Below are 25912 nucleotides of genomic sequence, written 5' to 3' on the forward strand. Positions count from 1 at the left end.
GCGTTTTTCAAAAGCGAGCTGGATGGCCTTCACAGCGAAGGTCGCTATCGCGTTTTTGCCGATCTTGAGCGTCACCGCGGCAGCTTTCCGCGCGCCACGCGACACACGGCGGACGGCCCGAAGGAAGTCACGGTCTGGTGCTCCAACGACTATCTCGGCATGGGCCAGAACCCSAAGGTGATCGAGGCGATGAAGAATGCCATCGATCACTGTGGCGCGGGTGCGGGAGGCACCCGGAATATCTCTGGCACCACCCACTATCACGTTCTGCTCGAGCACGAACTGGCCGACCTGCATGGCAAGGAAGCGGCGCTGATCTTCACCTCCGGCTATGTCTCCAACTGGGCAGCGCTCGGCACGCTCGGCGCCAAGATCCCCGGCCTGATCATCTTCTCCGACGCCTTGAACCATGCGTCGATGATCGAAGGCATTCGCTACGCCAAGTGCGACAAGGTGATCTGGAAGCACAACGACATCCATGATCTCGAAGCCAAGCTGGCCGCCGCCGATCCGAAGGCGCCGAAGCTGATCGCCTTCGAATCGGTCTATTCGATGGATGGCGACATCGCCCCGATCAAGGAGATCTGCGACCTCGCCGACAAATACGGCGCGATGACCTATCTCGACGAAGTCCATGCCGTCGGCATGTAYGGTCCGCGCGGCGGCGGCATTGCCGAGCGCGAGGGCCTGATGGACCGCCTGACGGTCATCGAAGGCACGCTCGGCAAGGCATTCGGCGTCATGGGCGGCTACATCGCCGCCTCGACGGCGCTGTGCGACTTCATCCGCTCGTTTGCCTCTGGTTTCATCTTCACGACGGCGCTGCCGCCGGCCCTTGCTGCCGGTGCGGTTGCCTCGATCCAGCATCTGAAGGTCAGCCCGTTCGAGCGGGCGCGCCACCAGGATCGTGTCCGCAAGCTGAGGGCGCTGCTCGATCAGCGCGGCATTCCGCACATGCCGAACCCGAGCCACATCGTGCCGGTCATGGTTGGCGATGCCGCCAAGTGCAAGTGGATCTCCGACCTGCTGCTCGACAATTGCGGTGTCTACGTGCAGCCGATCAACTACCCGACGGTGCCGAAGAAGACCGAGYGGCTGCGCATCACTCCGACGCCGCTGCACAGCGACGCCGACATCGAACATCTCGTCGAGGCGCTGCATTCGCTCTGGGCGCGCTGCGCGCTGGCGCGGCACGTGGCCTAAAGGTACATTGTTTGGGAAAAGATTGGGCCGCCGTCAGGCGGCCTTTTCGCTGAGGGCTACCAGTTCGGCAGCGAGCCTGCGGGCTTCGGCATCGGCGGCAAAGACGTCGTCCATCGTCTTCGCTTCGCCGGTTGCGATCATCTTGTCCATCACCGCTTCGGCAATGTCGGCCATGGACAGGAAGCCGATCCGTTCCTCGACAAACGCGTGAAACGCAATTTCCTCGGCCGCATTCATGATGGCGCCCTGTAGGCCGCCGCGTTCCAGCGCGGTGCGCGCCAGTCTGAGCGCCGGGAAACGCTGTTCATCCGGTGCCTCGAAGTCGAGGCGCGAGAGCTTGGCGAAATCCAGTCGCTCGACGTTCAGTGTCGGTCGGCGCGGGTAGTCGAGCGCGTAACCGATCGCCGTCCGCATATCGGGGCTGCCGAGCTGGGCGATGATCGATCCATCCGTGTAGCCGACCATCGAGTGAATGATCGACTGCGGGTGGACGATCACTTCGATCTGGTCCGGGCGAACGCCGAAGAGATGCTTCGCCTCGATCATCTCCAGCGCCTTGTTGAACATCGAGGCACTTCCGACCGAGATCTTCAGTCCCATCGACCAGTTCGGGTGCGCTCGCGCCGTTGCAGCGGTCACATTCGCCATGTCGGCGCGCGACCAGGTGCGGAACGGACCGCCCGAAGCCGTCAGGATGATCCGTTCGACGGCGTGCCGCTGGTCTTCGTCGAGAGACTGAAAGATCGCGCTGTGTTCGCTGTCGACGGGGATCAGCCGTCCGCCGCCCTTTGCCACTGCATCGACGAACAAGTCGCCGGCTGACACCAGGCATTCCTTGTTGGCGAGCGCGATCGTTGCGCCCTTGCGGGCGGCGGCCAGTGTCGGCGCGAGGCCGGCCGTGCCGACGATGGCGGCCATCACCCAATCCGCCTCGAGGTCGGCGGCCTCAGCCAGGCCCGATACGCCGGCGGCAACCGCAATGCCGCTGCCGGACAGTTCTTCCTTCAGCGAGTGATATTTGCCGTCGCTGGCGGTGACCGCAAGCTTGGCGCCTGACGATTTCGCCTGCTGCGCCAAAAGCTGGACGTTCTCGTTGCCCGTTACGACGGAGATCTCATAGCAGTCCCGACCGCCCAACTGCTCGATAACGTCGAGCGTATTTTGTCCGATCGAGCCGGTTGAGCCAAAAATACTGAGGCGCCTCGGCGCACTTTCGCCTGCCATCATCGGTGATTTCGCCAAAACTCTTGCATTGGCTCTGGCTGTACAGGGGATTGAAATGAGCGGCAAGTGTGCGGCGCAGCAGAAATCCAGCGAATCCGGGAGAGGGCGGTTGCCCCCTTGCCATGTCTAACAGGGTGGCGCGAAACCAATCGGCCAATTGCTGCGTTTCGTAATCGAGACAGGAGGAAGGCACATGGTTTTCAAGCAACCGACGTTCTATGGCGAACCCTTCGAACCCGAGACTGGAGCTAACCAGGATGCCGCGCTCGAGGAGGCCGTAGCGAATGCCTTGGCTGTCGCTGGTGGGATTGATGCGGCTGATGTGAAGGTGACGCTTGAAGGTCGTGAGGTCGTGCTGACCGGCATGGTTGCCACGGCAGCCGAGATCGAGCGTGCAACCGCCGTCGCGCGCGCTCTCGCGGGAACGCGGCCCGTGCGCAATGATATCAAGGTAGCGTAGTTATCCCTCAGCCGGCGAAGCGTTCCATCTGGAAGGCTGCGACCCGATCTGTCTTTGGCGTCGTGATCGGTCCCGCCGATTTATAGGTGGTTGCCAGCAACAGGCCGCTGACGACAAGATATGCGAATGCAAGCAACGTCAGTTTCATACGCATGGCGAGCACTCCCTCCGTTTTCCGCGAAACGCAGAACGGGTCGGAAAGTTCCGCCTTCCGAGAGTCGGAAGAAAATATGGTCCGGCAAGGCTTGCACTGGCTTGCTCGACCCGTCTTGTCGTAAAGAAGATCTGGCCGCTCTCGGCGGCCCAATGTGTTCGGCAAGGGAGTGCTTATGCGCAAAGCGATCATCGTCTGGGGCGGTTGGAGCGGCCACGAGCCTGAAGCGTGCGCCCACCGCGTCGCGGACCTGTTGCGCGAGGATGGCTTTGCCGTCGAGGTGACCGGCGACCTTGGCATCTTCGGGTCAGCTGTGATCGCGGGCGCCGATCTGCTCGTGCCTGTAGTTACCGGCGAGAAAATCGAGAAGGCGCACGCAGACGCGCTGGTGGAGGCTGTGCGCGGCGGTCTCGGCCTCGGGGGGCATCACGGCGCGCTGGCGACTTCATTCAAGGAGAGCGCACCGTTCCGGTATGTCTCCGGGGTAACATGGGTCTCCCATCCCGGCAACATCATCGATTTCCGCGTCAACGTGACCCGTCAGCATGATCCTGTGATGGCGGGGATTCCCGACTTCGACTATCGGTCCGAGCAGTACTACCTCCACTACGATCCGTCGGTCGAAATCCTGGCGACGACGCGCTTTTCCGGAGAGTATGATTCGGCCGCCCGCAACGTGACAATGCCCGTTGCCTTCAAGCGCCAGTTCGGACAGGGGCGAGTGTTCTATTCCGCTCTCGGCCATGTCGCGAGCGAGTTCGACCACCCCTATATGCGCCTCATTCTTCGACGCGGATTGTCCTGGGCCGCACGGCGCTAAGGCGGAGGACGGGTCGCCGGCAGGGCTAGATGTTCTCCGAGGTGTAGATATCGAAGGGCAGGAACGATTGACCCGGGACCGCGTCGTCCTCTGATCCTATCGAGGTTGTCATCAATGTGATCAGCTCGGTGCAGAGGTTCCTGACGGGCGTCGCGATCGCCATGGTCACCACGTCGTCGGCGAGTGCCGAGCGCGAGTCCGGCGTCAGTTCGTTGACGACGACGACAAGCTTGCCGGCGAGACCTTCTTCGCGAACGGCGGAGATCGCGCCTTCCATGCCGCCGCCGCAGACATAGAAGCCGACGAGATCAGGGTGCTGCTTGAGGAGATTGATGGTGGCTTCGTGCGTTATTTCAGGGGTTTCGAGGTTGATCAGCGTCTCGAGAACCTCGAAATCCGGGGCGTTCTCTCGAAAATAAGAGCGGAAGCCGATCTCGCGCAGTTCATGTCCATGATAGCGGTGGCTACCGACGAAGCAGGCGACCTTGCCGGGTTTCTTGGCAGCCTTTGCGATCATCCAGGCGGCCGTGCGGCCGACCTTTCGATTGTTCAGCCCGATATAACCCTGTCGCACGCCACTGGCGAGATCGGACAGAATGGAAAAGGCAGGAATGCCCCTGGCCTTCAGATCTTCAACCTCGGCCGCGACGGCCGGATAGTCCGGACCGACCAATGCGATCGCCTGGTTGCGGCTGGCGAGAAGCTTCAGCTTTTCAATGATCGCAGCAGGCGTGGACGCCGTCGCATATTCGATCTGGGCGGTTATGCGAGACGATGTGTTGGCATGCGCCGCTTGCTCGATTTCCCTGGCGAGCGTTTGGTAGAACGACTGCGTCGGACGCTGCAGAAGAAAGCCCAGCCGATGATGCGGGAGGTCCTGGAATACCCGTTGCCGGAGCAAGCCGACCGCATGGTAGCCGATAGAGGCCGCCGCGTTATAGACCCGCCGTGCCGTCTCCTCCCTAACCCGATGCCGGCCGTTCAGCACACGATCGACCGTCGCGACGCTGACGCCCGAAGCATTCGCCAGATCCTGTATTGTCGGTCGCTTCACCATTCGGTCCTTGCAAGAATCCATCATTGTGATGTGGTCGCAATGATGTCTTTTGATAGAATACATCAAGGCTGCATTGTCGCTTGATGAAAGTCAACATATTCTCGTCTGCATAGGCCGGGAGGGATGGCATGCGGGAGGTTGAGATGGCTGATCAGACGAGGAAGCGGGACTACAGCCTGCTCGGTGAAAGCGGCCGCACAGCCGTTGACATGGGATTGGCCGCCGCCGAGTGGTATCACACCGAGGTTGCGCGCAAGGACATGAAAGCGCTGATGCAGCGCTCCGACGCTCCGGCTATCCTTGACACGATCATCTGGCTGGGCGCAATGATCCTCCTTGGCGGACTTGGCGTCTACTTCTGGGGCTCGTGGCTCTGCGTGCCCTTCTTTCTGGCATATGGGGTGCTTTACGGTTCGGCATCGGATAGCCGCTGGCACGAGTGTGGTCACGGCACGGCCTTCAAGACGCGCTGGATGAACGACGCGGTCTATCAGATCGCCTGCTTCATGATCATGCGCAATCCGGTGACCTGGCGCTGGAGCCATACGCGCCATCATACCGACACTGTCATCGTCGGCCGCGATCCCGAAATTGCGGTAATGCGTCCGCCGGATCTGCTGCGGCTGATCCTGAACTTCTTCGGCATTCTCGATGTCTGGCACGCGATGGTCGACATGCTGCGCAATGCCGTCGGCGTCATCGGCGTAGAGGAGAAGACCTTCATCCCCGAGATGGAACAGCCCCGCGCGATACTTATCGCCCGCATCTGGCTTGCCATCTATGTCGCGACGATCGCCGTTGCGATTGCGATGGGCTCCATCCTGCCGCTGGTGCTGATTGGCCTGCCCAGGCTCTATGGCGCGTGGCATCATGTGCTGACCGGACTGTTGCAGCATGGGGGCCTCGCGGACAATGTCATCGACCATCGTCTGAACAGCCGCACGGTTCACATGAACCCCATCAGCCGCTTCATCTACTGGAACATGAACTATCACGTCGAGCACCACATGTTCCCGATGGTGCCCTACCATGCGCTGCCGCGCCTGCATGCGATGATCAAGCACGACCTGCCGGCGGCAAACCCGTCGATCTGGTCCGGCTATCGCGAGATGCTCCCGGCATTCCTGCGCCAGCTGCGCAATGAGGACTATTTCCTGAAGCGCGAACTGCCGGCGACGGCGCGTCCCTATCGCGAGGAATTCCACGCCGAGCTTGCGCCGGCTGCCCAATAAACAACGCCAAGCATAAGCCTGGGAGGACGAGATGAGCGGAAATTGGATCGAGGTCTGTGCCGTCGAGGACATCGACGAAGAGGACGTGATGCGGTTCGATCACCAGGGCAGGACGTTCGCGGTTTATCGCAGCCCCGACGATGAATTCTTTGCAACGGACGGATTGTGCACGCACGAGCAGGTCCATCTGGCCGACGGCCTGGTCATGGACGAGATCATCGAATGTCCCAAGCACAATGGCCGTTTCAACTACAAAACGGGGCAGGCGAAGGGAGCGCCGGTTTGCGTCAACCTCGGCACCTATCCCGTGAAGGTCGAAGACGGCGCTGTCTTCATCTCGATCTGAGGAGGCTGTCATGACCCATTTCGTGATCATCGGGGCAGGGGAATGCGGCGCCCGCGCGGCATTTGCCCTCCGCGAAAAGGGATTTGACGGCGAGATCACGCTGATTGGAAGCGAGGCGCTCGCGCCGTACGAGCGGCCGCCGCTTTCGAAGGCGTCCGACCAAGGGACTGAGGAACCGAAATTCATCGCCGAACTGGAGAGATATGCCGCAGGCGGCATCAGTCTGCTGACCGGCCTGACGGTTCAGGATCTCGACCGTCAAGCAAAGTCCGTTACGCTTTCCGATGGCTCTACCATTGCCTATGACAAGCTGTTGCTCGCGACCGGCGCCCGTGCGCGGGTGCTTCCTGATATTGCCGAGGACAGCAAGCATATCTGCTCGCTGCGCACCCATGCCGATGCGGTGGCACTTCGCAGGGCAATGGTGCCCGGAAAGCATATTGTCATCATCGGCGGCGGCTTTATCGGCCTGGAGCTTGCCGCGACGGCGCGTGCGCTCGGAACTTCCGTAACGGTCCTCGAGGGCCTGGAACGCGTGCTGAAGCGCGGCGTCCCGGAGGAAGTTGCCGGGGTGATCTGCGAACGGCATTCGCTCGAGGGCGTCGATATCCGCTGCGGGGTGGCTATAACAGCCATTGCGGAAGACGACGAAAAGGCCGTTGTCCACCTGTCCGACGGCAATATGATCGGCGCGGACCTCGTGCTTATCGGAATCGGCGCCACTCCCAATACGGAGCTTGCCGCGCGGGCCGGTCTCACAATCGACAATGGGATTGCCGTCGATGAATTCCTGCGCACCTCGGCGCCTGACATCTACGCAGCCGGCGACTGCTGCTCGTTCCCCCTCGCGATCTATGGCGGCCGGCGTGTGCGGCTCGAATCCTGGCGGAATGCCCAGGAACAGGGAGCATTGGCCGCCGCCAACATGATGGGGCTTGGCACGTCCGTTTCCGCCGTTCCCTGGTTCTGGTCCGATCAGTATGACGTAACGCTGCAGATCGTCGGCCTCGCGGAGGGCGCCGTTCGCCATTTGCGCCGCGACCTCGGCGACGGCGCTTTCATTCTCTTTCATCTAGATGAAGCCGGCAGGCTGCTTGCGGCCAGCGGCATCGGTCGCGGCAACGTGGTCGCGCGCGATATCCGGCTTGCCGAAATGCTGATTGCGGCGCGTGCGCATCCGGATCCCGCAGCGCTTGTCGCAAGCAGCGTCAAACTTAAATCCCTCCTGGCCGCCTGACTGGCTGCCGCATTCTCAAGGTATCGGCGATGGGCAAACAACTGCGACCGACTGTGCATGACCTCCTAGCGATGAAGGGCAAGCGGCAGCTCAGCATGCTGCGCGTCGTGTCGCTCGAAGAGGCGGAAGCGGCCGAGGCTGCCGGCATCGACCTGATTTCCGTGCCGCCGGAACTTCTTTTCGATCCGCGGTTCCGCGATGCCGCCCCGGGGCGTTTTGCCATTCCGGGTGGCGAATACGGCCAGAGCGGCGCCACCACCGATGAGATCCTGCGCTCGGCGGTAAAGATGCGGGCGGCCTCGGCCGATGCCATCTATTGCGCCGCCAGCCTGCAGACGATCCGGCGGCTGCGCGACGAGCTTATTCCGGTCTGCGGACACACGGGGCTTATCCCGTCGCATGCCACATGGACGGGCGGCTTTCGCGCGGTCGGCAAGACGGCCGAAACGGCGGCTCTTGTCTACAAGCAAGTGAAGGATCTGGAGGCCGCGGGTGCCTTCAGCGCGGAGATCGAGGTCGTGCCGGCCGAGGTAGCGGCAGCGATTTCTGAACGCACCTCCATGCTCATGATCTCCATGGGCGCCGGCAGCGGATGCGACGCCCAGTATCTCTTCTCCGAGGACGTGCTCGGCCTAAACCGCGGGAAATATCCGCGCCATGCCAAGGTCTATCGCAACCTGGCGGCCGAATATGACCGCATCCAGGCTGAACGGATCGCGGCATTCCGCGAATACGCTACCGACATCGCCAGCGGCGCCTATCCGGAGGAACGGCATCGCGTGTCTGTCGATGGGGAGGAGTTGGAAGGTTTTTTGTCACGGCTTTAGGTAGTCGGAGACCAAAAGCGTTTCTCTCCTCATCGCCTGACTACCTCGCTGGCACGTGGAAATGATTGCCGCCCAGTGGGTCGAGAAGGCGCGCGTGACCGCCGGCAAGGCAGATCGAGCTATTCGGGTGGGGGATCGGGGTATATGCTTCGCGATCATCGTGTTGGCGGAGGGGAAGACCGATGCGTGGGCTACGCAAGGCCGCCCACTTCACGAGGCGGTGAAGAGCGGCGACCCGACTGCCATCGCGGCCGCCCTCGACGCCGGGGCTGACATCGAAGAGCAGGACAAAGGGAGCCAATCCTCTTTTCCTGGCCATTCGTAGCGAACATCCCGAAGCGGCAGAGTTGCTGATCAAGCGCGGCGCCAACGTGAACAAGGAGTCGGCGATCGGTCTGCCGATCGCCGGTGCCGCCCTGACAACTCCCTGTTGGCGTGGGAGGGGACTTGGACGTTCGAGGACCTCAACATTTTTCTCGCCGGTCCAACCCTCACAACCCCAGGCGTAAACATGGAGATTCGTGGAGCGCCTGATGAAACTGATCGACTGAACGTGATCGCATATCTGCGAACGCTCAGCGACGCGCCGGTTCCGTTGCCCTGAACTCAGAGCGGAAGCGCGCAGTACGACACGGTTACTGAAAATAATGGTGATCCCGACGCGATTCGAACGCGTGACCCTCAGATTAGGAATCTGATGCTCTATCCTGCTGAGCTACGGGACCACTTGAGCGTCATGCATACAAAAGGCTTGGCCGGAAGCCAAGCTCTTTTGCATGTGTAACTGACGTCAGATTTCAGGCGCCGAGGCGCTGTTCGGCGAGCCGCACCCAGTAGGAAATGCCGTGGGCGATGGTTTCGTCGTTGAAATCGTAGGCGGGGTTGTGCAGGCCGGCCGTGTCTCCGTTGCCGATGAAGATGAAGGCGCCGGGACGGGCGTTCAGCATGTAGGAGAAATCCTCGCCGCCCATCATCGGGTCGATCTCCGCATTGACGTTGCCTGCGCCAGCAATCTCGCCGGCGATGCGGACGGCGTGGCCGGTTTCCGTCGCGTGGTTGAAGGTGACGGGATAATTCCGGTTGAAGTCGATATCAACCTCTGCGCCGTGGGCGGCAACGAGGCCGTTGACGACCTGCTTCAGGCGGGTTTCGGCGAGGTTACGCACCTCCTCATTGAGCGTGCGCACGGTGCCGGCGATCGTCGCGTCGTTCGGGATGACGTTGTGGGCGAAGCCCGCGTTGAACTTGGTGACCGAGACGACGACCGAACGCAGCGGATCGACATTGCGGGAGGCAATCAGCTGCAGATTGCTGACGATCTGAGCGCCGATGGCGATCGGGTCGATCGTGCGGTGCGGCTGGGCCGCATGGCCGCCGCGGCCCTTGATGGCGATGGTGAATTCGTCGGTGGCGGCCATGATCGCGCCGCTACGGATGGCAAAGTGCCCGACAGGAAGACCCGGCAGATTGTGCATGCCGTAGACCTCTTCGATGCCGAAGCGCTCCATCATGCCGTCCTTGACCATCAGGTTGCCACCGCCGCCGCCTTCTTCCGCGGGCTGGAAGATGACCGCGATGTTGCCGTTGAAGTTGCGCGTCTCGGCCAGATACTTGGCCGCGCCGAGCAGCATGGCCGTATGGCCGTCGTGACCGCAGGCATGCATCTTGCCAGGTGTCGTGGAAGCCCAGGGCTTGCCGCTGATTTCGGTAAGCGGTAACGCGTCCATGTCGGCGCGCAAACCGATGGTGCGCCCGCCCTCGCCCTTGCCTTTGATCAGACCGACGACGCCGGTCCTGCCGATGCCGGTGACGATCTCGTCGACGCCGAATTCCTTGAGTTTTTCAGCCACGAAGGCGGCGGTGTTCTCGACCGCAAAAAGAAGTTCGGGGCGTGCATGGATATGCCGGCGCCACTCTGTCACCTCGTCTTGAAGTTCGGCGGCTCTGTTCAAAATCGGCATGTCAGCTTCCTGTCGTGAAATCGAAACGGGGACGGGATCGGGTCGCAAGGACACGATGCCGCAGAAATAACTTAATCAAGGCCCTTTGCCATGTCATGGCCATATACGTTAAATAGGGGAAACTTTCGAGACTTCCGGACATCTTTAAGGACGAACCGTGTTGACGCGCCAGAACCGTTTGCTTGCCGCCTTGCGGCCGCTTTCAATCGTAGCTTCCGCAGCCGCCATCGCGCTCTCGGCCTCCGCTCAGGCCTATGCGAATCCGCATATTCTGGTGGATGTGCAGAGCGGCCGCGTGCTGGAGCACGAGGAAGCCTTCCGCAAATGGTATCCGGCTTCGCTCACCAAGCTCATGACCGTCTATACGGTTTTCGACGCGGTTCGCGCCGGCCAGATCAGCCTCGATACCCCCATCGTCATGAGCAAGCGGGCGGCAGCCCAGCCGCCGGCAAAGATGTATTTCAAGCCGGGACAGAAGCTGACGCTCGACAGCGCGCTGAAGATCCTGATGGTCAAGTCGGCAAACGACATTGCGGTTGCCGTTGCCGAGGCCGTCGGCGGAACGCAGGAAGCCTTTGTGCTGAAGATGAACGCCGAGGCGGCGAAGCTCGGCATGACCGACTCGCATTTCGTCAATCCGAACGGCCTGCCCGGCAAGGGCCAGTATACGACGGCGCGCGATCTTGCGGTCCTTTCCGTGGCGCTTCGTCGCGAGTTCCCGCAATACGCCGGATACTTCTCGCTTGAAGGCATCACGACGGGCACCAAGAACGTGCCGAGCATCAACGTGCTGATCGGTCGTTTTGCCGGCGCCGATGGCATGAAAACGGGCTTCATCTGCGCCTCGGGCTTCAACCAGATCGGTTCGGCGACGCGCAACGGCCGTACCTTGATCTCTGTCGTGCTCGGCACGGACAGTCTTGCGGCGCGGGCGGATGCCTCCGCCGACCTGCTGCAAAAGGGCTTCACTTCGCAGTTTGCCGCGCCCGATACGCTCAGTTCATTACGGCCCTATGGCCCGGGTCAGGATCAGGTCGCCGATATTACCGCCGATATCTGCAGCGCCAAGGGTGCCAAGGTCCGCAGCGAAACGCGCGACGAAGTGGGCCGCATGAAGGTTCAGTCTCCCTATATCCAGGAAATGGACCACGACCCCAACTTCGTCTTCGCAGGACTGATCCCGGGCCAGAACGAACCGCAGCCGGACAAGTTGGCGACCGCGGATACCGCGGGAACGATTGCCAAGGTCCCGGTTCCGCTGCCACGCCCGACCACTTTCTGAGGCCACTTTGACATGAGCGCTGTTTCCGATCGGATACCGGTCACCATCCTGACCGGCTTTCTTGGCGCCGGCAAATCCACCTTGCTGAACCGGATCCTCAAGGATCCGGCGATGAAGGACGCCGCCGTGATCATCAACGAGTTCGGTGATGTCGGCATCGATCATCTACTGGTGGAAAGCTCGGGCGATGCGATCATCGAACTGTCGGACGGCTGCCTATGCTGCACGGTGCGCGGAGAGCTCGTCGATACCCTCGCAAATCTGATGGACGCGGTACAGACGGGCCGCGTCAAGCCGGTGAAGCGCGTCGTGATCGAGACGACCGGCCTTGCTGATCCGGCACCGGTCATGCAGGCGATCATGGGCAACCCCATCATCGCCACCAATTTCGACCTCGATGGCATCGTGACGGTGGTCGATGCAGTCAACGGCTCGCAGACCCTCGACAATCACGAGGAAGCGGTGAAGCAGGCCGCGGTTGCCGATCGGCTGATTCTCTCCAAGCGGACAATGGCTTCGCCAGACGTGTTGGAAGCACTGGAGGCGCGTCTCGATGCGCTCAATCCGCGTGCCGCATTGATGGATGCCGACAGCGCCGAAGCAGGGCAGGTCAGTGTGCTCGTCAACGGCCTCTACGATCCGACAAACAAGATTGCCGACGTCGGACGCTGGCTGCGGGATGAGGATGCGCATGAGGCGCATCACCAGCATGACCATCATCACCATGGTGCTGACGACCATCACCATCATCATCACGGGAACGATCACCAGGACCCACATGATGTGAACCGCCACGATGCATCGATCCGGTCCTTCTCGATCGTCGAGGACAAGCCGATCGACCCGATGGCGCTCGACATGTTCATCGATCTCTTGCGTTCGGCGCATGGCGACAAGCTGCTGCGGATGAAGGCGATCGTCGCGGTCTCGGACCGCCCGGATCGGCCGCTGGTGCTTCACGGCGTGCAGAGCATCTTCCATCAGCCATCGCGCCTGCCCGCATGGCCCGACCCTCAGGACAGGCGCACGCGCATGGTGCTGATCACCAAGGATCTGCCGGAAGCCTTCGTCAAGGATCTGTTCGACGCGTTTCTCGGCAAGCCGCGCATCGACACGCCGGATCGCACCGCGCTGCACGACAATCCGCTTGCCGTGCCGGGAATGCGATTTTAATCTATCGCTTGCGGATGAGGAAGCGGTGGCCGCCTTCCGTCGTCTCAGCCTCGATCAGTTCGTGGCCGTCTTCGTTGCAGAAATGAGGGATGTCGATGCCAGCGAGCGGATCTGTCGTTTCGACGCGGATCAGTGAGCCGCTCGGAAGGGAGGACATCTTGCGGCGGGTCTTCAGCACGGGAAGCGGGCACTTTAGCCCGCGTAGGTCATAGAGGATGGCGCTCACGCCGTCAGTCCCTGCCCCAGAATTTCCAGAACGGCTTCTTCGAGGCGACTTCCACCGGTTCGGGCTGTTGTACCGGCGCGAATGCCAGCGGGCTCGGCGTTGGGATCGGAACCTGAGCCGGAACGGCAGCGGCGACGGCAATTTCCTTTGCTTCGGAGGATGCCGGCGTAGCATTGGGCGCCGCATTTGCGGCAACCGCGGACGCGGTCTTGCTCGCCATCATCTCTTCGAGGTCCGCGACCTTGACCATCTTGCCCGCCTCCAGCGAGGTGCCGGTCGGTGCATAGGCCAGTTCGCGACCCTTTCGCAGCTTAGCGACCACGGCCTTGCGCTCCGCCTCGCTCGGGTCGTACCAGGCCATGCCATCATACTTCTTCATGGCCTTGGCGTAGTCGGCATCATAGGTCTTGCCGTAGGAGGCAAGCGCGGCGGTCAGCGCCGGCGGCGTCGACATTGCCGGGCACTTGCCGGCCGGATTGAACTCGCCATTGTCGGTTGACTGCTGGTTGAAGACGTATTTCTTCTCGCAGAAATTCACCTCGGGAGGACGCTTGGTGACCTCGAAATTGTCGTAGCCGACCTTCAGCATGTTCCAGAACTCGATGTTCGGGTTCAGGCGATGGCGCACCATGTTTTCCGCGGTCATGCGGAAGGGGAAGGCCTGAAGCTGCACTGTCGACTGGCCGCCGGCAAAGGCGTCACGGGCAAAGGCGTAGATCTCCAGTACCTGCTGGTCGGTCATCGAGTAGCAGCCCGACGAAGAGCAGGCGCCGTGAATCATCAGGTTGGTGCCATTGTGGCCGTTCACAGCGTCATAGCGGTTCGGAAAGCCGGTGTTGATCGCGAGGTAGTATTTGGAGTTCGGATTGAGATTGGCGCGCGTCAGGTTGTAGAAGCCTTCCGGGGCCTGCCGGTCGCCCTCTTTTACCTTCGGGCCGAGGCGGCCAGACCAGGCGCAGATCTTGTAGTCGGCGATCTTGTCGAAGCGATTGTCGGTTTTCGCCTTCCAGATCTCCAGCGCGCCTTCTTCCTTGAAGATGCGGATCATGATCGGCGAGTTGCGCTGCATGCTCTTGGCCGACATCTCGGACAGGATGCGTGGCGGCAATGGCTGCTCGACCTTGTTCTTGACGCTGGAAAGATCGACCTGGGCGGTTTCCAATGCATCGTTGCAGCCGGCCAAAGCCAGCGCCACCAGGGAAACATATGCAAAATGACGAATGCGCATTCAAAAAAGCCCATCAACAGTATGCAACCCGGCCCCGGCACGCGGAGCGAATCATAGGCTGACTATGGTTCACAAACTCTTAGCAGCCTATGAAGCGCGCTCGCGTCCCCCGCAAGTAGTAATGTTATTGATAACATTATTGTGGCCAAGGTTTGGCCTCATTCACGGCGCAGCCGCGCGTTTGTGCACTACAAATTGCGGCCCATGTTGAGGAATTTCTGCCGACGCTCGTTGCGAAGCTGCTCGCCGGTGCGGTTGGAAAGCTCGCCCAGAGCTTTGGCAATGACATCACCGGTCGTGGCGATCACGCTGTCCGGATCGCGATGCGCGCCGCCGAGCGGCTCGCTGATGACGCCGTCGATGATGCCGAGCGCCTTCAGGTCCTCGGACGTGATCTTCATGTTGGTGGCGGCTTCCTTGGCGCGGGCGGAATCGCGCCAGAGGATCGAGGCTGCACCTTCCGGCGAGATGACGCTGTAGATCGCATGCTCCAGCATGTAGACGCGGTTGCCGGTGGCGATCGCGATCGCGCCGCCCGAGCCGCCTTCGCCGATGACGACGGAAACGATCGGTACCTTCACAGAGAGACACATTTCCGTCGAGCGGGCGATGGCTTCGGCCTGGCCACGCTCTTCGGCGCCGACGCCCGGATAGGCGCCTGCCGTGTCAACGAGCGTGATAACAGGAAGGCCGAAGCGGTCAGCCATCTCGAGAACGCGGATCGCCTTGCGATAGCCTTCGGGGCGGGCGCTGCCGAAATTGTGCTTCAGGCGGCTCTTCGTGTCGTTGCCCTTTTCCTGGCCGAGAACGGCGACGGGCTGGCCGCGGAAGCGGGCAAGGCCTGCCTGGATTGCGGCATCTTCGGAGAACTTGCGGTCGCCGGCAAGCGGCGTGAATTCCTGAAACAGCGTCTTGGCATAGTCGACGAAATGCGGTCGCTGCGGATGGCGCGCAACCTGCGTCTTCTGCCAGGCGTTGAGCTTCGAGTAGATGTCGACCATCGCTTCGCGAACGCGAACTTCGAGCCTGCCGATTTCATCTGACGTGTCGATGCTCTCGTCTTCCGTGGCGAGCTTCTTCAGTTCGATGATCTTGCCTTCGAGGTCGGAGATCGGCTTTTCGAAGTCGAGATAGTTGTGCATGAGGTGCGTTTCCGTTCCTTTGCCGGGGCTAGTTTGATGAGCTCGCCCTTTGTCGCCGGTCCTATTCCTGCTTTTTGGCCTGTTTGGCAAGGGGGTGGTGCGTTTGGACCAGTTGTTGAAGCCGTTCCTCCAACACATGCGTATAGATTTGCGTGGTTGAAATGTCCGAGTGGCCGAGCAGTTCCTGAACAACGCGAAGATCCGCGCCATTGGCGAGAAGATGACTTGCAAATGCATGCCGCATGACATGCGGCGAGATCATAGATGGGGTAAGACCTGCCCGGATCGCAAGATTTTTCAAATCACGCGCGAAAACCTGACGCGGCAGATAGCCCTCCTTGGACGCTGCGGGAAACAGCCAAGGGCTTTCCTGCGGCACTTTGGCGGCGTCGTTTTCAGCGGCGAGCATACGGCCGTAGAGCTTGAGCGCCACGATCGCCGATTGCGATAGCGGCACAAGCCGTTCCTTGTTGCCCTTGCCGCGGATCATCAGGAAGCGTCCGTCCTGGTCGAGCACGCGGGCCGGAAGCGAGACGAGTTCGCTGACGCGCATCCCCGTTGCGTAGAGCAGTTCGAGCAGGGCCAGCATGCGAAGGCGCTGCAACTGTCCGGGCGCGGAATCCTGCGCTTCGGTTTCCGCCTGCTCGAGCAACCGGCCAACTTCGTCGACCCCCATCGTTTTCGGCAGAGCCCGGCCTTTCTTCGGCGCATCGAGAACGCCGGTCGGATCGTCGGTGCGCAGACCCTCGGCGTAAAGGAACTTATAAAACTGGCGCATTGCCGCCAGTCGCCGCGCCTGCGAGGAAGGCTTGAAGCCTTGGGCGGCAAGGGAAGACAGGTAGGCCGAAAGATCGGCCGACGCCGCCTCCAGCAGGCGCACTCCCTTGCCGTTCAGGAAACCGTGCAGATCGTCAAGATCCCGCTCATAGGAAGAGAGTGTATTGGCCGCAGCGCCCCGCTCCGCGCTCATCATTTCCAGAAAGGCTTCGACGTGAACCCAGCCGAGATCCTTCATTGTCTCACTTCTTGGACGGGTTAATGGCGCCGGTGGCCGGAGGATTGACCCGCTCGGACGGAAGGCGGATCGTCACGTCGCGCTCCTGTGGCTCGACAAAAGCAACCAATGCCCACATCGTTCCGTATATCGCACCGGCGATGATCGCCAATATGGCGAGAAAACGGAACAGACTCGGCATTCGGCGACTCCATGGCTCTGCTTCTTTATGAAGAAGCATGTTTGCAAGTGCAAGAAGGTGCATTTGGACCACGTTTCCCTTGCCCGCGACTTGACGCTACACCTGCATTTGTCGATACCGTTCGCAAACAAAGTGTGAATGGACCAATGAGCGACCCAGTTCTGACCGTTGCCGAAAGCTTGAAAGACAGGGCTCGTGCTGCGCTCGGTTCTCGTAATCTGATCCTCGTCGGATTGATGGGCGCGGGCAAGTCCTCCGTCGGCCGGATCGTCGCGCATCAGCTCGGCATCCCTTTCGTCGATAGCGACGCCGAGATCGAGAGGGTCTCCCGCATGTCCATCGGTGAGCTCTTCGCCGCCTATGGCGAAGAAGAATTCCGGGCGCTCGAAACCCGCGTCATGAAACGCCTGTTGAAGAATGGTCCGCGGGTGGTCTCCACCGGCGGCGGCGCCTTCATCAACGACCGGACGCGCAAGCATATCAAGAAGGGCGGCGTCTCCGTCTGGCTGAAGGCCGACCTCGACGTTCTCTGGGAGCGGGTCAACAAGCGTGACACGCGGCCGTTGCTCAAGACCGAGAATCCCAAGCAGACCCTCGAAAACTTGATGAATGCGCGTTATCCGATCTACGAGCTCGCCGACCTCACCGTCCTCTCGCGCGATGTGCGCAAGGAGCTGATGGCGGAAGAAGTACTCAAAGCCGTGATCGACGCCCGAACCGAAAGTGCAGCCTGATGAATGCTGATGCCTCCGCCTCCGAACGCAAGGTTCACGTACCGCTCGGAGAGCGCGCCTACGATATCCTGATCGGGCCGGGCCTGATCGCACGCGCCGGTACTGAGATCGCCTCGCGCCTGAAGGGCCGCAAGGCGGCTGTCATCACCGACGCACATGTGGCGCCGCTCTATCTGGATGCGCTGGTTCAAAGCCTTGAGGCAGCGGGCATCGCGTCTGCCACCCTCGTGCTTCCGGCGGGCGAGAAGACCAAGAGCTTCGAGCACCTGATGACCGTTTGCGACAAGGTCCTCGAAGCGCGGATCGAGCGCAACGACTACGTGATCGCCCTTGGCGGCGGCGTTATCGGCGACCTCACGGGCTTTGCGGCGGGCATCGTGCGCCGCGGCGTGCGTTTCGTGCAGGTTCCGACCTCGCTGCTGTCGCAGGTCGATTCCTCGGTCGGCGGCAAGACGGGTATCAACAGCCGCCACGGCAAGAACCTGATCGGCGTTTTTCATCAGCCGGATCTGGTGCTCGCCGATACCGATGTCCTGAATTCGCTGAGCGCTCGCGAGTTTCGCGCCGGCTACGCCGAGGTCGCGAAATACGGACTGATCGATAAGCCTGATTTCTTCTCCTGGCTGGAAGCCAACTGGCAGGCAGTCTTTGCCGGCGGTGCCGCGCGCATCGAGGCGATTGCCACCAGCTGTCAGGCAAAGTCGGATGTCGTCGTTGCCGACGAGCGCGAAACTGGACAACGCGCCCTCCTCAATCTCGGCCACACCTTCGGCCACGCGCTGGAGGCTGCGACCGCCTATGACAGCGCTCGCCTCGTTCATGGCGAAGGTGTTTCGATCGGCATGGTTCTGGCGCACGAGTTCTCGGCGCGCATGAACCTGGCAAGCACGGATGACGCCCGCCGTGTCGAAACCCACCTGAAGGCCGTCGGCCTGCCCACCCGCATGTCGGAAATACCGGGAGCGCTGCCGCCGGCCGAAATGCTGATGGACACGATTGCCCAGGACAAGAAGGTGAAGGGCGGCAAGCTGACCTTCATCCTGACCCGCGGCATCGGGCAGTCCTTCGTCGCCGATGACGTACCTGCGTCGGAAGTGCTGAGCTTCCTCAAGGAGAAACACCCGCGATGACCCTCGACGGCACGTTGGCATTTTTTTCCGCATACTGGCCGGAAATTGTCTCTATCGTGGCCCTCGTCCTCATGTCGGCGTTCTTCTCCGGCTCGGAGACCGCGCTGACCGCCGTCTCCCGCAGCCGCATCCACACGCTCGAAGCCAACGGCGAGCAACGTGCGGGGATCGTGCGTCAGCTTATCGAACGCCGCGACCGACTGATCGGCGCGCTGCTCATCGGCAACAACCTCGCCAACATCCTGTCCTCGTCGCTGGCGACCAGCCTGTTTCTTGGCGTCTTCGGCAATTCCGGCGTGGCGCTCGCCACCTTGGCGATGACCGTCATCCTGGTCATCTTCGCCGAAGTGCTGCCGAAGAGCTGGGCGATTTCCACCCCCGATCGGTTTGCGCTGAACACGGCTCCTGCAGTCAAGATGTTTGTCGCCGTCGTCGGTCCGGTTTCGTCCTTTGTGAATGCGATCGTTCGCCGGATACTGTCGCTCTTCGGCATCAATCTGTCGCGCGAAGTCTCGATGCTCTCCGCGCACGAGGAACTGCGCGGCGCCGTCGATCTGCTGCATCGCGAAGGATCGGTGGTGAAGGCAGACCGCGACCGTCTGGGCGGCGTCCTTGATCTCGGCGAACTCGAGCTCTCCGACATCATGGTCCACCGCACCGCGATGCGGGCGATCAATGCCGACGATGCGCCTGAGGTCGTCGTACGGACAATCCTTGAAAGCCCCTTTACCCGCATGCCGCTCTGGCGTGGCACGACGGATAATATTATTGGCGTTGTTCATGCGAAGGATCTTCTGAGGGCGCTTGCCGAGCCGAATGTTGAGCCGGAGAATCTCGACATTTCGAAGATCGCCCAGAAGCCCTGGTTTGTGCCCGATAGCACCAGTCTCGAGAACCAGCTCAACGCCTTCCTGCGCCGCAAGCAGCACTTTGCCGTCGTCGTCGACGAATATGGCGAGGTGCAGGGCATCGTGACGCTGGAGGACATTCTGGAAGAGATTGTCGGCGATATTTCCGACGAGCACGATATCGAGATGCAGGGCGTGCGCCAGGAGGCCGACGGCTCGATCGTCGTCGACGGAACGGTGCCGATCCGCGATCTCAACCGGGCGCTCGACTGGCACCTGCCGGATGAGGAGGCGACGACGATCGCTGGTCTGGTCATCCACGAATCCATGACCATTCCGGAAGAGCGCCAGGCCTTCACCTTTCATGGGAAGCGCTTCATCGTCATGAAGCGCGAGAAGAACCGTATCACCAGGCTTCGTATCCGCTCGGCCGAGGAGGACGGGGCGAAGCCGGCCTGACCTTCGCCGATCTGGCCGAGGGGGCCGTCGGCACATTTTTGATGGGATTTCACATGCTTGATATTATCTGGCGCTCTGTGATCATCGGTATCGGCGCGACCGCGCTCATGGATATCTGGACCGTGCTCTACGGCGTCACGTCTGGTGGCGGGCTGCCGAATTGGGCGCCGGCCGGGCGCTGGTTCAAGGAAGTGGCCAAGGGCCGCGTCTTTCACGACGACATCAATGCCGCCGAACCCTATCGGCACGAGCGGGCGCTCGGCTGGATTGGCCATTATGCCGTCGGCATTATCTACGGTCTGCTGCTGGTGCTGATCGTCGGCTCCGCCTGGCTCGATACGCCGACTTTCCTGCCTGCCTGGATCTTCGCCATCGTCACCGTCGGCGCCGGCTGGTTCCTGATGCAGCCGGGCATGGGGCTCGGAGTGGCGGCCTCCAAGACGCCCAATCCGAACAAGGTGCGCGTTCTCAATCTCGTTGCGCATACCTTCTTTGCGCTCGGGCTCTACGGCACGGCGCTTCTCATCCGCTAAGTCTTTGCGGCGCTCTTGGGAGAGCGCCGCCCAGTTCCTATATTCACGCAGCCGCCTACCAGCGCACCGGCTCCCCAGGGGCTGCCGGTTCGACGGCGAGTGCATGCAATCCGGCTTCCAGTTCTGGCTTCAGAAGCTCCGTGATCGCACGGTGCCGCGCCAGTCGCGGCATGCCGGCAAACTTGGCGGATACGATGCGCACCCGGATATGGGTCTCGCCGGTGCCCGTCATGTCAGGCTGATGGCCCGCATGAAGATGGCTTTCGTTGATGACGCTGAGGCGCTCCGGCGCGAACGCGGCGGTCAGCTTTTCTTCGATGCGGGTCTGCAGTGTCATGGTCTCGTTGCTTTGCGAAAAAGGTTCCCACCAAGCCAGCAACATTCCGGTTTGTCAATTCTTGTTGTCGCCTCTTCGCAGGCCCATAATTAGCGCCGTCATGAGACTCGATTCCAAATATTTCGACCGCATCCGCACCCGCCGCAAACGCGAGCAGGAAACCGAACAGGCACCCCCTGCCTGTCAGTGGGATGGCTGCGACAAAAAAGGCGTGCATCGCGCTCCCGTCGGACGCAATGCCGAGGGACAGTTCTTCCTGTTCTGCTTCGAGCACGTCAAGGAATACAACAAGGGCTACAACTACTTCTCCGGCCTTTCCGACGGCGAGATTGCGCGCTACCAGAAGGAAGCGATAACAGGGCATCGCCCGACCTGGACGGTCGGCGTCAACAAGGCCGCCAAGAACAGCCCGCTGCACTCCGATATGCGCTCGGGCTCCTACCGGGTGCGCGATCCCTTCGGCTTCGTCAACGGCACGAAGGGGAGCGGCCCGCGCTTTCCCGAGCAGCGCAAGCTGAAAAGCCTGGAAGCCAAGGCCTTCGACACGATGGGGCTTGATGCCAGCGCCACCTCCTCTGAGATCAAGAGCCGCTACAAGGAACTGGTCAAGAAGCACCATCCCGACGCCAATGGCGGCGACCGCGGCTCGGAGGAACGCTTCCGCGCCGTCATCCAGGCCTATCAATTATTGAAGCAGAACGGTTTTTGTTAATTCCCGTCCTTGCTCTTGGTCTTCAATCAGGTATGGTCCCAAATCGGCTGAGGCCGCAGGCAACCGCGGCATAAGTTTCTGCGTTTGTCCCACAGGCGCCTCGGCCACTTCCGGGCGCGGCGTTTCTTGTCCGGGACTTTGTTCAAGAATGCTCGCTAGCGGTAGATTATCGCCCCCGAGGTTTCGTTTCAGTCCCGGAGAAGCATCGCCGACGTTCCGACATGAACGAGCGCGGGGTAAACTGCGGCGTCATGGTTGCGAAATGGGCTGAGACAGTATGGTCGGGTGTCGGGCACCCGCCTTGGAGACATGATGAGCAAGATTGACCTTGATATTTCGGAGCTTCCGGACACCACCGTTTCGGTCAGGGAGGTCTTTGGTATCGATTCCGACATTCGCGTGCCGGCCTACAGCCAGGGCAGCGCCTATGTTCCGGACCTCGACCCCGACTATCTCTTCGACCGCGAGACGACGCTCGCCATTCTTGCCGGCTTCGCCCATAACCGACGCGTGATGATTTCAGGCTATCACGGCACGGGTAAGTCCTCGCACATCGAACAGGTCGCCGCCCGCCTCAACTGGCCCTGCGTGCGTATCAACCTCGACAGCCATGTCAGCCGTATCGACCTCGTCGGCAAGGACGCAATCGTGCTCAAGGACGGCCTGCAGGTCACCGAATTCAAGGACGGCATCCTGCCCTGGGCATACCAGCACAATGTCGCGCTCGTCTTTGACGAATACGATGCCGGCCGCCCTGACGTCATGTTCGTCATCCAGCGCGTGCTGGAATCGTCCGGCCGCCTGACGCTGCTCGACCAGAGCCGTGTCATCCGTCCTCACCCGGCCTTCCGCCTGTTTGCGACGGCAAACACGATTGGTCTTGGTGACACGACCGGCCTCTATCACGGCACGCAGCAGATCAACCAGGCGCAGATGGACCGCTGGTCGATCGTCACCACACTGAACTACCTGCCGCACGACCATGAAGTGAACATCGTCGCTTCAAAGGTGAAGAGCTTCGGGAAGAACAAGGAAGGTCGCGATCTTGTCTCCAAGATGGTGCGCGTCGCCGATCTGACCCGCGCTTCCTTCATGAACGGTGACCTGTCGACCGTCATGAGCCCGCGTACGGTTATCACCTGGGCCGAGAATGCCGAGATTTTCGGTGACATCGCCTTCGCTTTCCGCACCACCTTCCTCAACAAGTGCGACGAGCTGGAGCGTCCGTTGGTTGCCGAGCATTACCAGCGCGCCTTCGGCGTCGAGCTGAAGGAAAGCGCCGCCAACATCGTCCTGGAGGCCTAAGGCCGACCGATCATGGCTGCTCGCGGTGACAATTCGAAAGCAAAGCCCGGCTCGCCTGTCGACGTCGAGCCGTTGCGCCGGGCGATAACCGGCAGTGTGCGCGCGATCGCCGGCGACGGCGACGTCGAGGTGACCTTCGCCAATGAACGTCCTGGAATGACGGCCGAAAGGATCCGTCTGCCGGAGCTTTCCAAGCGCCCGACCATGCGTGAGCTGGCGATTACGCGCGGTCTCGGCGACTCGATGGCGCTGCGGCTCGCATGCCACGACGACAAGGTTCATGCGACGATGGCCCCGCAAGGCTCCGACGCGCGGGCAATCTTCGACGCCGTCGAGCAGGCGCGCGTGGAATCGATCGGTGCGCTGCGGATGGAAGGCGTCGCCACGAATCTCCGGACGATGACCGACGAGAAATACTCCAAGGCGAATTTCTCCGGCATCGAGCGGCAGGAAGACGCGCCGATCGGCGAAGCGATGGCCATGATGGTGCGTGAGAAGCTGACGGGCGAGAAGCCGCCAGCCTCCGCCGGCAAAGTGCTCGATCTCTGGCGCTCGTTCATCGAGGAGAAGGCTGGGTCCGACCTCGACGACCTTCCCTCCGTCATCGGCGACCAGCAGGCCTTTTCCAAGGTGATCCGCCACATGCTCTCCGCCATGGAAATGGCGGAAGAGTACGGTGACGACGACAGTCAGCCAGAGTCCGACGATGAATCGGAGCAGGAAGACCAGCCGAACGGCGACGAGCAGGATCAGGACGAGGTCGATGACGATGCGGGTTCGGATGCCGCGCCCGTAGAGGACAGCGAGGTCGCCGACGAGCAGATGGAGGACGGCGAGACCGAAGGCGCCGAGATCTCCGACGACGACATGCAGGAAGAAGGCGAGGAAGATTCCGAGACGCCGGGCGAGACCCGCCGTCCGAACACGCCCTTCGACGACTTCAATGAGAAGGTGGACTACCACGTCTTCACCGAGGAGTTCGACGAGACGATTACCGCCGAAGAGCTTTGCGACGCGGCCGAGCTCGAGCGCCTGCGGGCCTTCCTCGACAAGCAGCTTGCGCACCTGCAGGGCGCGGTCGGTCGACTGGCCAACCGCCTGCAACGCCGCCTGATGGCGCAGCAGAACCGTTCCTGGGATTTCGATCTCGAGGAAGGCTATCTCGACCCGGCACGCCTAACGCGCATGATCATCGACCCGATGCAGGCGCTCTCCTTCAAGATGGAGCGCGACACGCAGTTCCGCGATACGGTGGTGACGCTTCTGATCGACAACTCGGGCTCGATGCGCGGCCGTCCGATCACGGTTGCCGCCACCTGCGCCGATATCCTGGCCCGCACGCTGGAGCGTTGCGGCGTCAAGGTCGAGATCCTGGGCTTCACGACGAAGGCCTGGAAGGGCGGACAGGCGCGCGAGAAGTGGCTTGCCAGCGGCAAGCCGCAGACGCCGGGCCGTCTCAACGATCTGCGGCATATCATCTACAAGTCGGCCGACGCGCCCTGGCGTCGCGCGCGGCCCAATCTCGGCCTGATGATGCGCGAAGGGTTGCTCAAGGAGAACATCGACGGCGAAGCGCTTATGTGGGCGCATAACCGCCTGATCGGCCGCCGTGAGCAGCGCAAGATCCTGATGATGATCTCCGACGGTGCGCCGGTGGATGACTCGACGCTGTCGGTCAATCCAGGCAACTACCTGGAGCGACATCTGCGTGCCGTCATCGACCGGATTGAGACGCGCTCACCGGTAGAGCTGCTGGCAATCGGCATCGGCCATGACGTGACGCGCTATTACAGGCGCGCCGTAACGATCGTCGATGCTGACGAGCTGGCCGGTGCCATGACCGAGCAGCTTGCGTCGCTGTTTGAAGATAAGACCGCCCAGCCGCGGGGCGGTCGCCTCCGCCGCGCCGGTTAACCGCGAAAGGACGCTTTCTGGATGCTCCGGAAGCCCTTCGCCAGCCTGATGTCAATTGCTTTCGGGCTGGCGGCTCTCATGTCGTCGGCGCTTGCCGAGGGCGACGTCGAGGTCCGCAGTCGCGTCATCACCGATTTCAAGATCGGCTCCGATGAGATCAAGTTCGGCTCGCTCGAGTTTCTCGGCGGGCTGGAAATGGTCTCGCCGCAGCGACTGTTCGGCTCTCTGTCGTCGATCCGGTTTCGATCGGACAAGACGCATTTCGTCGGCGTGCTGGACACCGGTCACTGGATGACGGGCCATATCGAACGCGATCCGCAGGGACGCCTGTCGGGTCTCGCCGAAGTCGCCATCACGCCGATGAAGAACCGCGTGGGGCGCAGCTTCGAAGGCAAGGGGTATATGGATGCCGAGGGCCTGACGCTGCATGGCGACCGGATCCTCGTTTCCTTCGAGCAGGATCATCGCGTCGATGTCTATCCCGATCCGGGTTTCGAGACATCGCGTGCGATCGATGCCCTTCCGATTCCCTTTCCCAAGAAATCGCTGCGGGGGAATCGCGGCTTCGAGACGATCGCCGTTGCGCCCGTCGACAGCGTTCTGAAAGGGGGCACATTGATCGTCGCGGAACGCAGCCTGGATGCCGACGGGAATGCCTATGCAGCGATCTTGGACGGGCCGCAGAAGGGACGCCTGTCGCTCGCTCACTATGGCGATTTCGACGCGACGGACGGAGCCTTCCTGCCGAATGGTGATCTCCTGCTCCTGGAGCGCCGTTTCAACATGGCGGAAGGTATCGGAATGCGCATTCGCCGAATCAAGGCGGCCGACATCCGCCCGGGCGTCGTCATGGACGGCGAGATATTGCTGCAGGGCGACTTCAGCTACCAGATCGACAATATGGAAGGTCTGGATGCCTTCGCAGCCGAAGACGGCACCACGCATGTGGTGATCGTCTCCGATGACAATCACTCCATCCTGCAGCGAAATCTGATGCTGGAGTTCCGGTTGGTGGAACCGCGAGCCGGCGACACGGCTCGCTTACAGAATTGAAACCTGGCATCAGTCGCCGATCACTGGAAGCAGCGTAACCGCAAAATAGCCAATCGTGCAGCGAGTTTCCGTGTGCTCGAACGCAAAACGGCGGAGCATCGGCTCCGTCGTCCGTCCGA

29 protein-coding genes and 1 tRNA gene are annotated in these 25912 nt (G+C 61.5%); 18 read left to right on the plus strand and 12 right to left on the minus strand.

Annotation, left to right across the window (positions count from 1 at the left end):
• Nucleotides 1-1203, plus strand: a 1203-nt coding sequence (gene hemA, locus AC1DE4_RS25085) for a 5-aminolevulinate synthase (protein WP_477883590.1), incomplete at its 5' end; no start/stop codon positions are given.
• A gap of 33 nt (nucleotides 1204-1236) precedes the next feature.
• Here hemA and dxr read toward each other — a convergent pair.
• On the minus strand, nucleotides 1237-2430 hold the full coding sequence (dxr, locus tag AC1DE4_RS25090) for a 1-deoxy-D-xylulose-5-phosphate reductoisomerase (protein WP_113470273.1): 1194 nt from the start codon (nucleotides 2428-2430) through the stop codon (nucleotides 1237-1239).
• Nucleotides 2431-2620: 190 nt separating this feature from the next.
• Here dxr and AC1DE4_RS25095 point away from each other — a divergent pair, with 190 nt between their 5' ends.
• Complete coding sequence (locus AC1DE4_RS25095) at nucleotides 2621-2887, plus strand: BON domain-containing protein (protein WP_112660330.1); 267 nt, start codon at nucleotides 2621-2623, stop codon at nucleotides 2885-2887.
• A 7-nt stretch (nucleotides 2888-2894) separates the two neighbouring features.
• Here the strand turns inward: AC1DE4_RS25095 and AC1DE4_RS25100 are convergent, their stop codons facing one another.
• Nucleotides 2895-3041 carry a hypothetical protein gene (locus AC1DE4_RS25100; RefSeq protein ID WP_167354926.1) on the minus strand — a complete coding sequence of 49 codons (147 nt, stop codon included), beginning with the start codon at nucleotides 3039-3041 and terminating at the stop codon, nucleotides 2895-2897.
• A 175-nt stretch (nucleotides 3042-3216) separates the two neighbouring features.
• Here AC1DE4_RS25100 and AC1DE4_RS25105 point away from each other — a divergent pair, with 175 nt between their 5' ends.
• Nucleotides 3217-3861: a ThuA domain-containing protein gene (locus AC1DE4_RS25105; RefSeq protein WP_113470297.1), complete on the plus strand. Its 645-nt coding sequence runs from the start codon at nucleotides 3217-3219 to the stop codon at nucleotides 3859-3861.
• Nucleotides 3862-3886: 25 nt separating this feature from the next.
• On the opposite strand, the gene AC1DE4_RS25110 is transcribed toward AC1DE4_RS25105, so the two are convergent.
• A complete protein-coding gene (locus tag AC1DE4_RS25110; RefSeq protein ID WP_192241120.1) occupies nucleotides 3887-4918 on the minus strand; it encodes a LacI family DNA-binding transcriptional regulator in 1032 nt (343 codons plus the stop codon).
• Between the two features lie 143 nt (nucleotides 4919-5061).
• Here AC1DE4_RS25110 and AC1DE4_RS25115 point away from each other — a divergent pair, with 143 nt between their 5' ends.
• The 4 genes from AC1DE4_RS25115 to AC1DE4_RS25130 are packed head-to-tail and all read left to right on the plus strand — an operon-like array spanning nucleotide 5062 to nucleotide 8560.
• Nucleotides 5062-6150, plus strand: a complete 1089-nt coding sequence (locus tag AC1DE4_RS25115) for a fatty acid desaturase family protein (RefSeq protein ID WP_026371841.1) — start codon at nucleotides 5062-5064, stop codon at nucleotides 6148-6150.
• A gap of 31 nt (nucleotides 6151-6181) precedes the next feature.
• Nucleotides 6182-6496, plus strand: a complete 315-nt coding sequence (locus AC1DE4_RS25120) for a MocE family 2Fe-2S type ferredoxin (protein WP_018857747.1) — start codon at nucleotides 6182-6184, stop codon at nucleotides 6494-6496.
• Nucleotides 6497-6506: 10 nt separating this feature from the next.
• Entirely contained in the window at nucleotides 6507-7733 is a 1227-nt protein-coding gene (locus AC1DE4_RS25125) for an NAD(P)/FAD-dependent oxidoreductase (RefSeq protein WP_192241121.1), read from the plus strand.
• 29 nt (nucleotides 7734-7762) lie between these two features.
• Entirely contained in the window at nucleotides 7763-8560 is a 798-nt protein-coding gene (locus AC1DE4_RS25130; protein WP_477883593.1) for a 3-methyl-2-oxobutanoate hydroxymethyltransferase, read from the plus strand.
• 40 nt (nucleotides 8561-8600) lie between these two features.
• Here the strand turns inward: AC1DE4_RS25130 and AC1DE4_RS25135 are convergent, their stop codons facing one another.
• A complete protein-coding gene (locus tag AC1DE4_RS25135) occupies nucleotides 8601-8861 on the minus strand; it encodes a hypothetical protein (RefSeq protein WP_156828757.1) in 261 nt (86 codons plus the stop codon).
• 16 nt (nucleotides 8862-8877) lie between these two features.
• On the opposite strand from AC1DE4_RS25135, the gene AC1DE4_RS25140 reads away from it, so the two are divergent.
• Complete coding sequence (locus AC1DE4_RS25140; RefSeq protein ID WP_245267958.1) at nucleotides 8878-9069, plus strand: hypothetical protein; 192 nt, start codon at nucleotides 8878-8880, stop codon at nucleotides 9067-9069.
• Between the two features lie 139 nt (nucleotides 9070-9208).
• Here AC1DE4_RS25140 and AC1DE4_RS25145 read toward each other — a convergent pair.
• Together AC1DE4_RS25145 and AC1DE4_RS25150 are read right to left on the minus strand one after the other, a co-directional pair.
• Nucleotides 9209-9285, minus strand: a tRNA-Arg gene (locus tag AC1DE4_RS25145).
• Between the two features lie 72 nt (nucleotides 9286-9357).
• Entirely contained in the window at nucleotides 9358-10521 is a 1164-nt protein-coding gene (locus tag AC1DE4_RS25150) for a M20 aminoacylase family protein (RefSeq protein WP_018857751.1), read from the minus strand.
• Nucleotides 10522-10678: 157 nt separating this feature from the next.
• On the opposite strand from AC1DE4_RS25150, the gene AC1DE4_RS25155 reads away from it, so the two are divergent.
• Both AC1DE4_RS25155 and AC1DE4_RS25160 read left to right on the plus strand, forming a co-directional pair.
• Complete coding sequence (locus AC1DE4_RS25155; RefSeq protein WP_025661862.1) at nucleotides 10679-11803, plus strand: D-alanyl-D-alanine carboxypeptidase family protein; 1125 nt, start codon at nucleotides 10679-10681, stop codon at nucleotides 11801-11803.
• A gap of 12 nt (nucleotides 11804-11815) precedes the next feature.
• Nucleotides 11816-12976: a CobW family GTP-binding protein gene (locus tag AC1DE4_RS25160; protein WP_018857753.1), complete on the plus strand. Its 1161-nt coding sequence runs from the start codon at nucleotides 11816-11818 to the stop codon at nucleotides 12974-12976.
• A 1-nt stretch (nucleotide 12977) separates the two neighbouring features.
• Here the strand turns inward: AC1DE4_RS25160 and AC1DE4_RS25165 are convergent, their stop codons facing one another.
• From AC1DE4_RS25165 to AC1DE4_RS25185, 5 genes are all read right to left on the minus strand, one after another.
• Nucleotides 12978-13202, minus strand: a complete 225-nt coding sequence (locus AC1DE4_RS25165; RefSeq protein WP_018857754.1) for a sulfurtransferase TusA family protein — start codon at nucleotides 13200-13202, stop codon at nucleotides 12978-12980.
• 4 nt (nucleotides 13203-13206) lie between these two features.
• Nucleotides 13207-14430, minus strand: coding sequence for a L,D-transpeptidase family protein (locus tag AC1DE4_RS25170; RefSeq protein WP_192241122.1), 1224 nt, complete (start codon nucleotides 14428-14430; stop codon nucleotides 13207-13209).
• 188 nt (nucleotides 14431-14618) lie between these two features.
• The gene (locus tag AC1DE4_RS25175) at nucleotides 14619-15572 is read right to left on the minus strand and encodes an acetyl-CoA carboxylase carboxyltransferase subunit alpha (RefSeq protein ID WP_018857756.1); all 954 of its coding nucleotides are present in this window, start codon (nucleotides 15570-15572) and stop codon (nucleotides 14619-14621) included.
• A 61-nt stretch (nucleotides 15573-15633) separates the two neighbouring features.
• Complete coding sequence (xerD, locus tag AC1DE4_RS25180) at nucleotides 15634-16587, minus strand: site-specific tyrosine recombinase XerD (RefSeq protein WP_025661865.1); 954 nt, start codon at nucleotides 16585-16587, stop codon at nucleotides 15634-15636.
• Nucleotides 16588-16591: 4 nt separating this feature from the next.
• Nucleotides 16592-16768, minus strand: a complete 177-nt coding sequence (locus AC1DE4_RS25185) for a hypothetical protein (protein WP_018857758.1) — start codon at nucleotides 16766-16768, stop codon at nucleotides 16592-16594.
• A gap of 146 nt (nucleotides 16769-16914) precedes the next feature.
• Here AC1DE4_RS25185 and AC1DE4_RS25190 point away from each other — a divergent pair, with 146 nt between their 5' ends.
• The 4 genes from AC1DE4_RS25190 to AC1DE4_RS25205 are packed head-to-tail and all read left to right on the plus strand — an operon-like array spanning nucleotide 16915 to nucleotide 20472.
• The gene (locus tag AC1DE4_RS25190) at nucleotides 16915-17502 is read left to right on the plus strand and encodes a shikimate kinase (RefSeq protein ID WP_062374831.1); all 588 of its coding nucleotides are present in this window, start codon (nucleotides 16915-16917) and stop codon (nucleotides 17500-17502) included.
• Nucleotides 17502-18632: a 3-dehydroquinate synthase gene (gene aroB / locus AC1DE4_RS25195; RefSeq protein ID WP_112667914.1), complete on the plus strand. Its 1131-nt coding sequence runs from the start codon at nucleotides 17502-17504 to the stop codon at nucleotides 18630-18632. The genes AC1DE4_RS25190 and aroB overlap by 1 nt, the downstream gene beginning before the upstream one ends.
• Nucleotides 18629-19939: an HlyC/CorC family transporter gene (locus AC1DE4_RS25200; protein WP_192241123.1), complete on the plus strand. Its 1311-nt coding sequence runs from the start codon at nucleotides 18629-18631 to the stop codon at nucleotides 19937-19939. Before aroB ends, AC1DE4_RS25200 begins: the two co-directional genes overlap by 4 nt.
• 53 nt (nucleotides 19940-19992) lie before the next feature.
• Nucleotides 19993-20472 carry a DUF2938 domain-containing protein gene (locus tag AC1DE4_RS25205; protein ID WP_113161192.1) on the plus strand — a complete coding sequence of 160 codons (480 nt, stop codon included), beginning with the start codon at nucleotides 19993-19995 and terminating at the stop codon, nucleotides 20470-20472.
• Nucleotides 20473-20527: 55 nt separating this feature from the next.
• Here AC1DE4_RS25205 and AC1DE4_RS25210 read toward each other — a convergent pair whose 3' ends face one another.
• A complete protein-coding gene (locus AC1DE4_RS25210) occupies nucleotides 20528-20809 on the minus strand; it encodes a BolA family protein (protein ID WP_477883597.1) in 282 nt (93 codons plus the stop codon).
• Between the two features lie 100 nt (nucleotides 20810-20909).
• On the opposite strand from AC1DE4_RS25210, the gene AC1DE4_RS25215 reads away from it, so the two are divergent.
• The 4 genes from AC1DE4_RS25215 (at nucleotide 20910) to AC1DE4_RS25230 (ending at nucleotide 25793) form a co-directional block, all read left to right on the plus strand.
• Entirely contained in the window at nucleotides 20910-21521 is a 612-nt protein-coding gene (locus AC1DE4_RS25215; RefSeq protein WP_018857764.1) for a J domain-containing protein, read from the plus strand.
• 312 nt (nucleotides 21522-21833) lie between these two features.
• Nucleotides 21834-22826: a cobaltochelatase subunit CobS gene (gene cobS / locus AC1DE4_RS25220; RefSeq protein ID WP_018857765.1), complete on the plus strand. Its 993-nt coding sequence runs from the start codon at nucleotides 21834-21836 to the stop codon at nucleotides 22824-22826.
• A gap of 12 nt (nucleotides 22827-22838) precedes the next feature.
• Complete coding sequence (cobT, locus tag AC1DE4_RS25225; RefSeq protein ID WP_018857766.1) at nucleotides 22839-24740, plus strand: cobaltochelatase subunit CobT; 1902 nt, start codon at nucleotides 22839-22841, stop codon at nucleotides 24738-24740.
• A 21-nt stretch (nucleotides 24741-24761) separates the two neighbouring features.
• Nucleotides 24762-25793: an esterase-like activity of phytase family protein gene (locus AC1DE4_RS25230; protein WP_477883599.1), complete on the plus strand. Its 1032-nt coding sequence runs from the start codon at nucleotides 24762-24764 to the stop codon at nucleotides 25791-25793.
• The last annotated feature ends 119 nt before the right edge of the window (nucleotides 25794-25912 follow it).

This window comes from Rhizobium sp. 10N414, assembly GCF_056394785.1.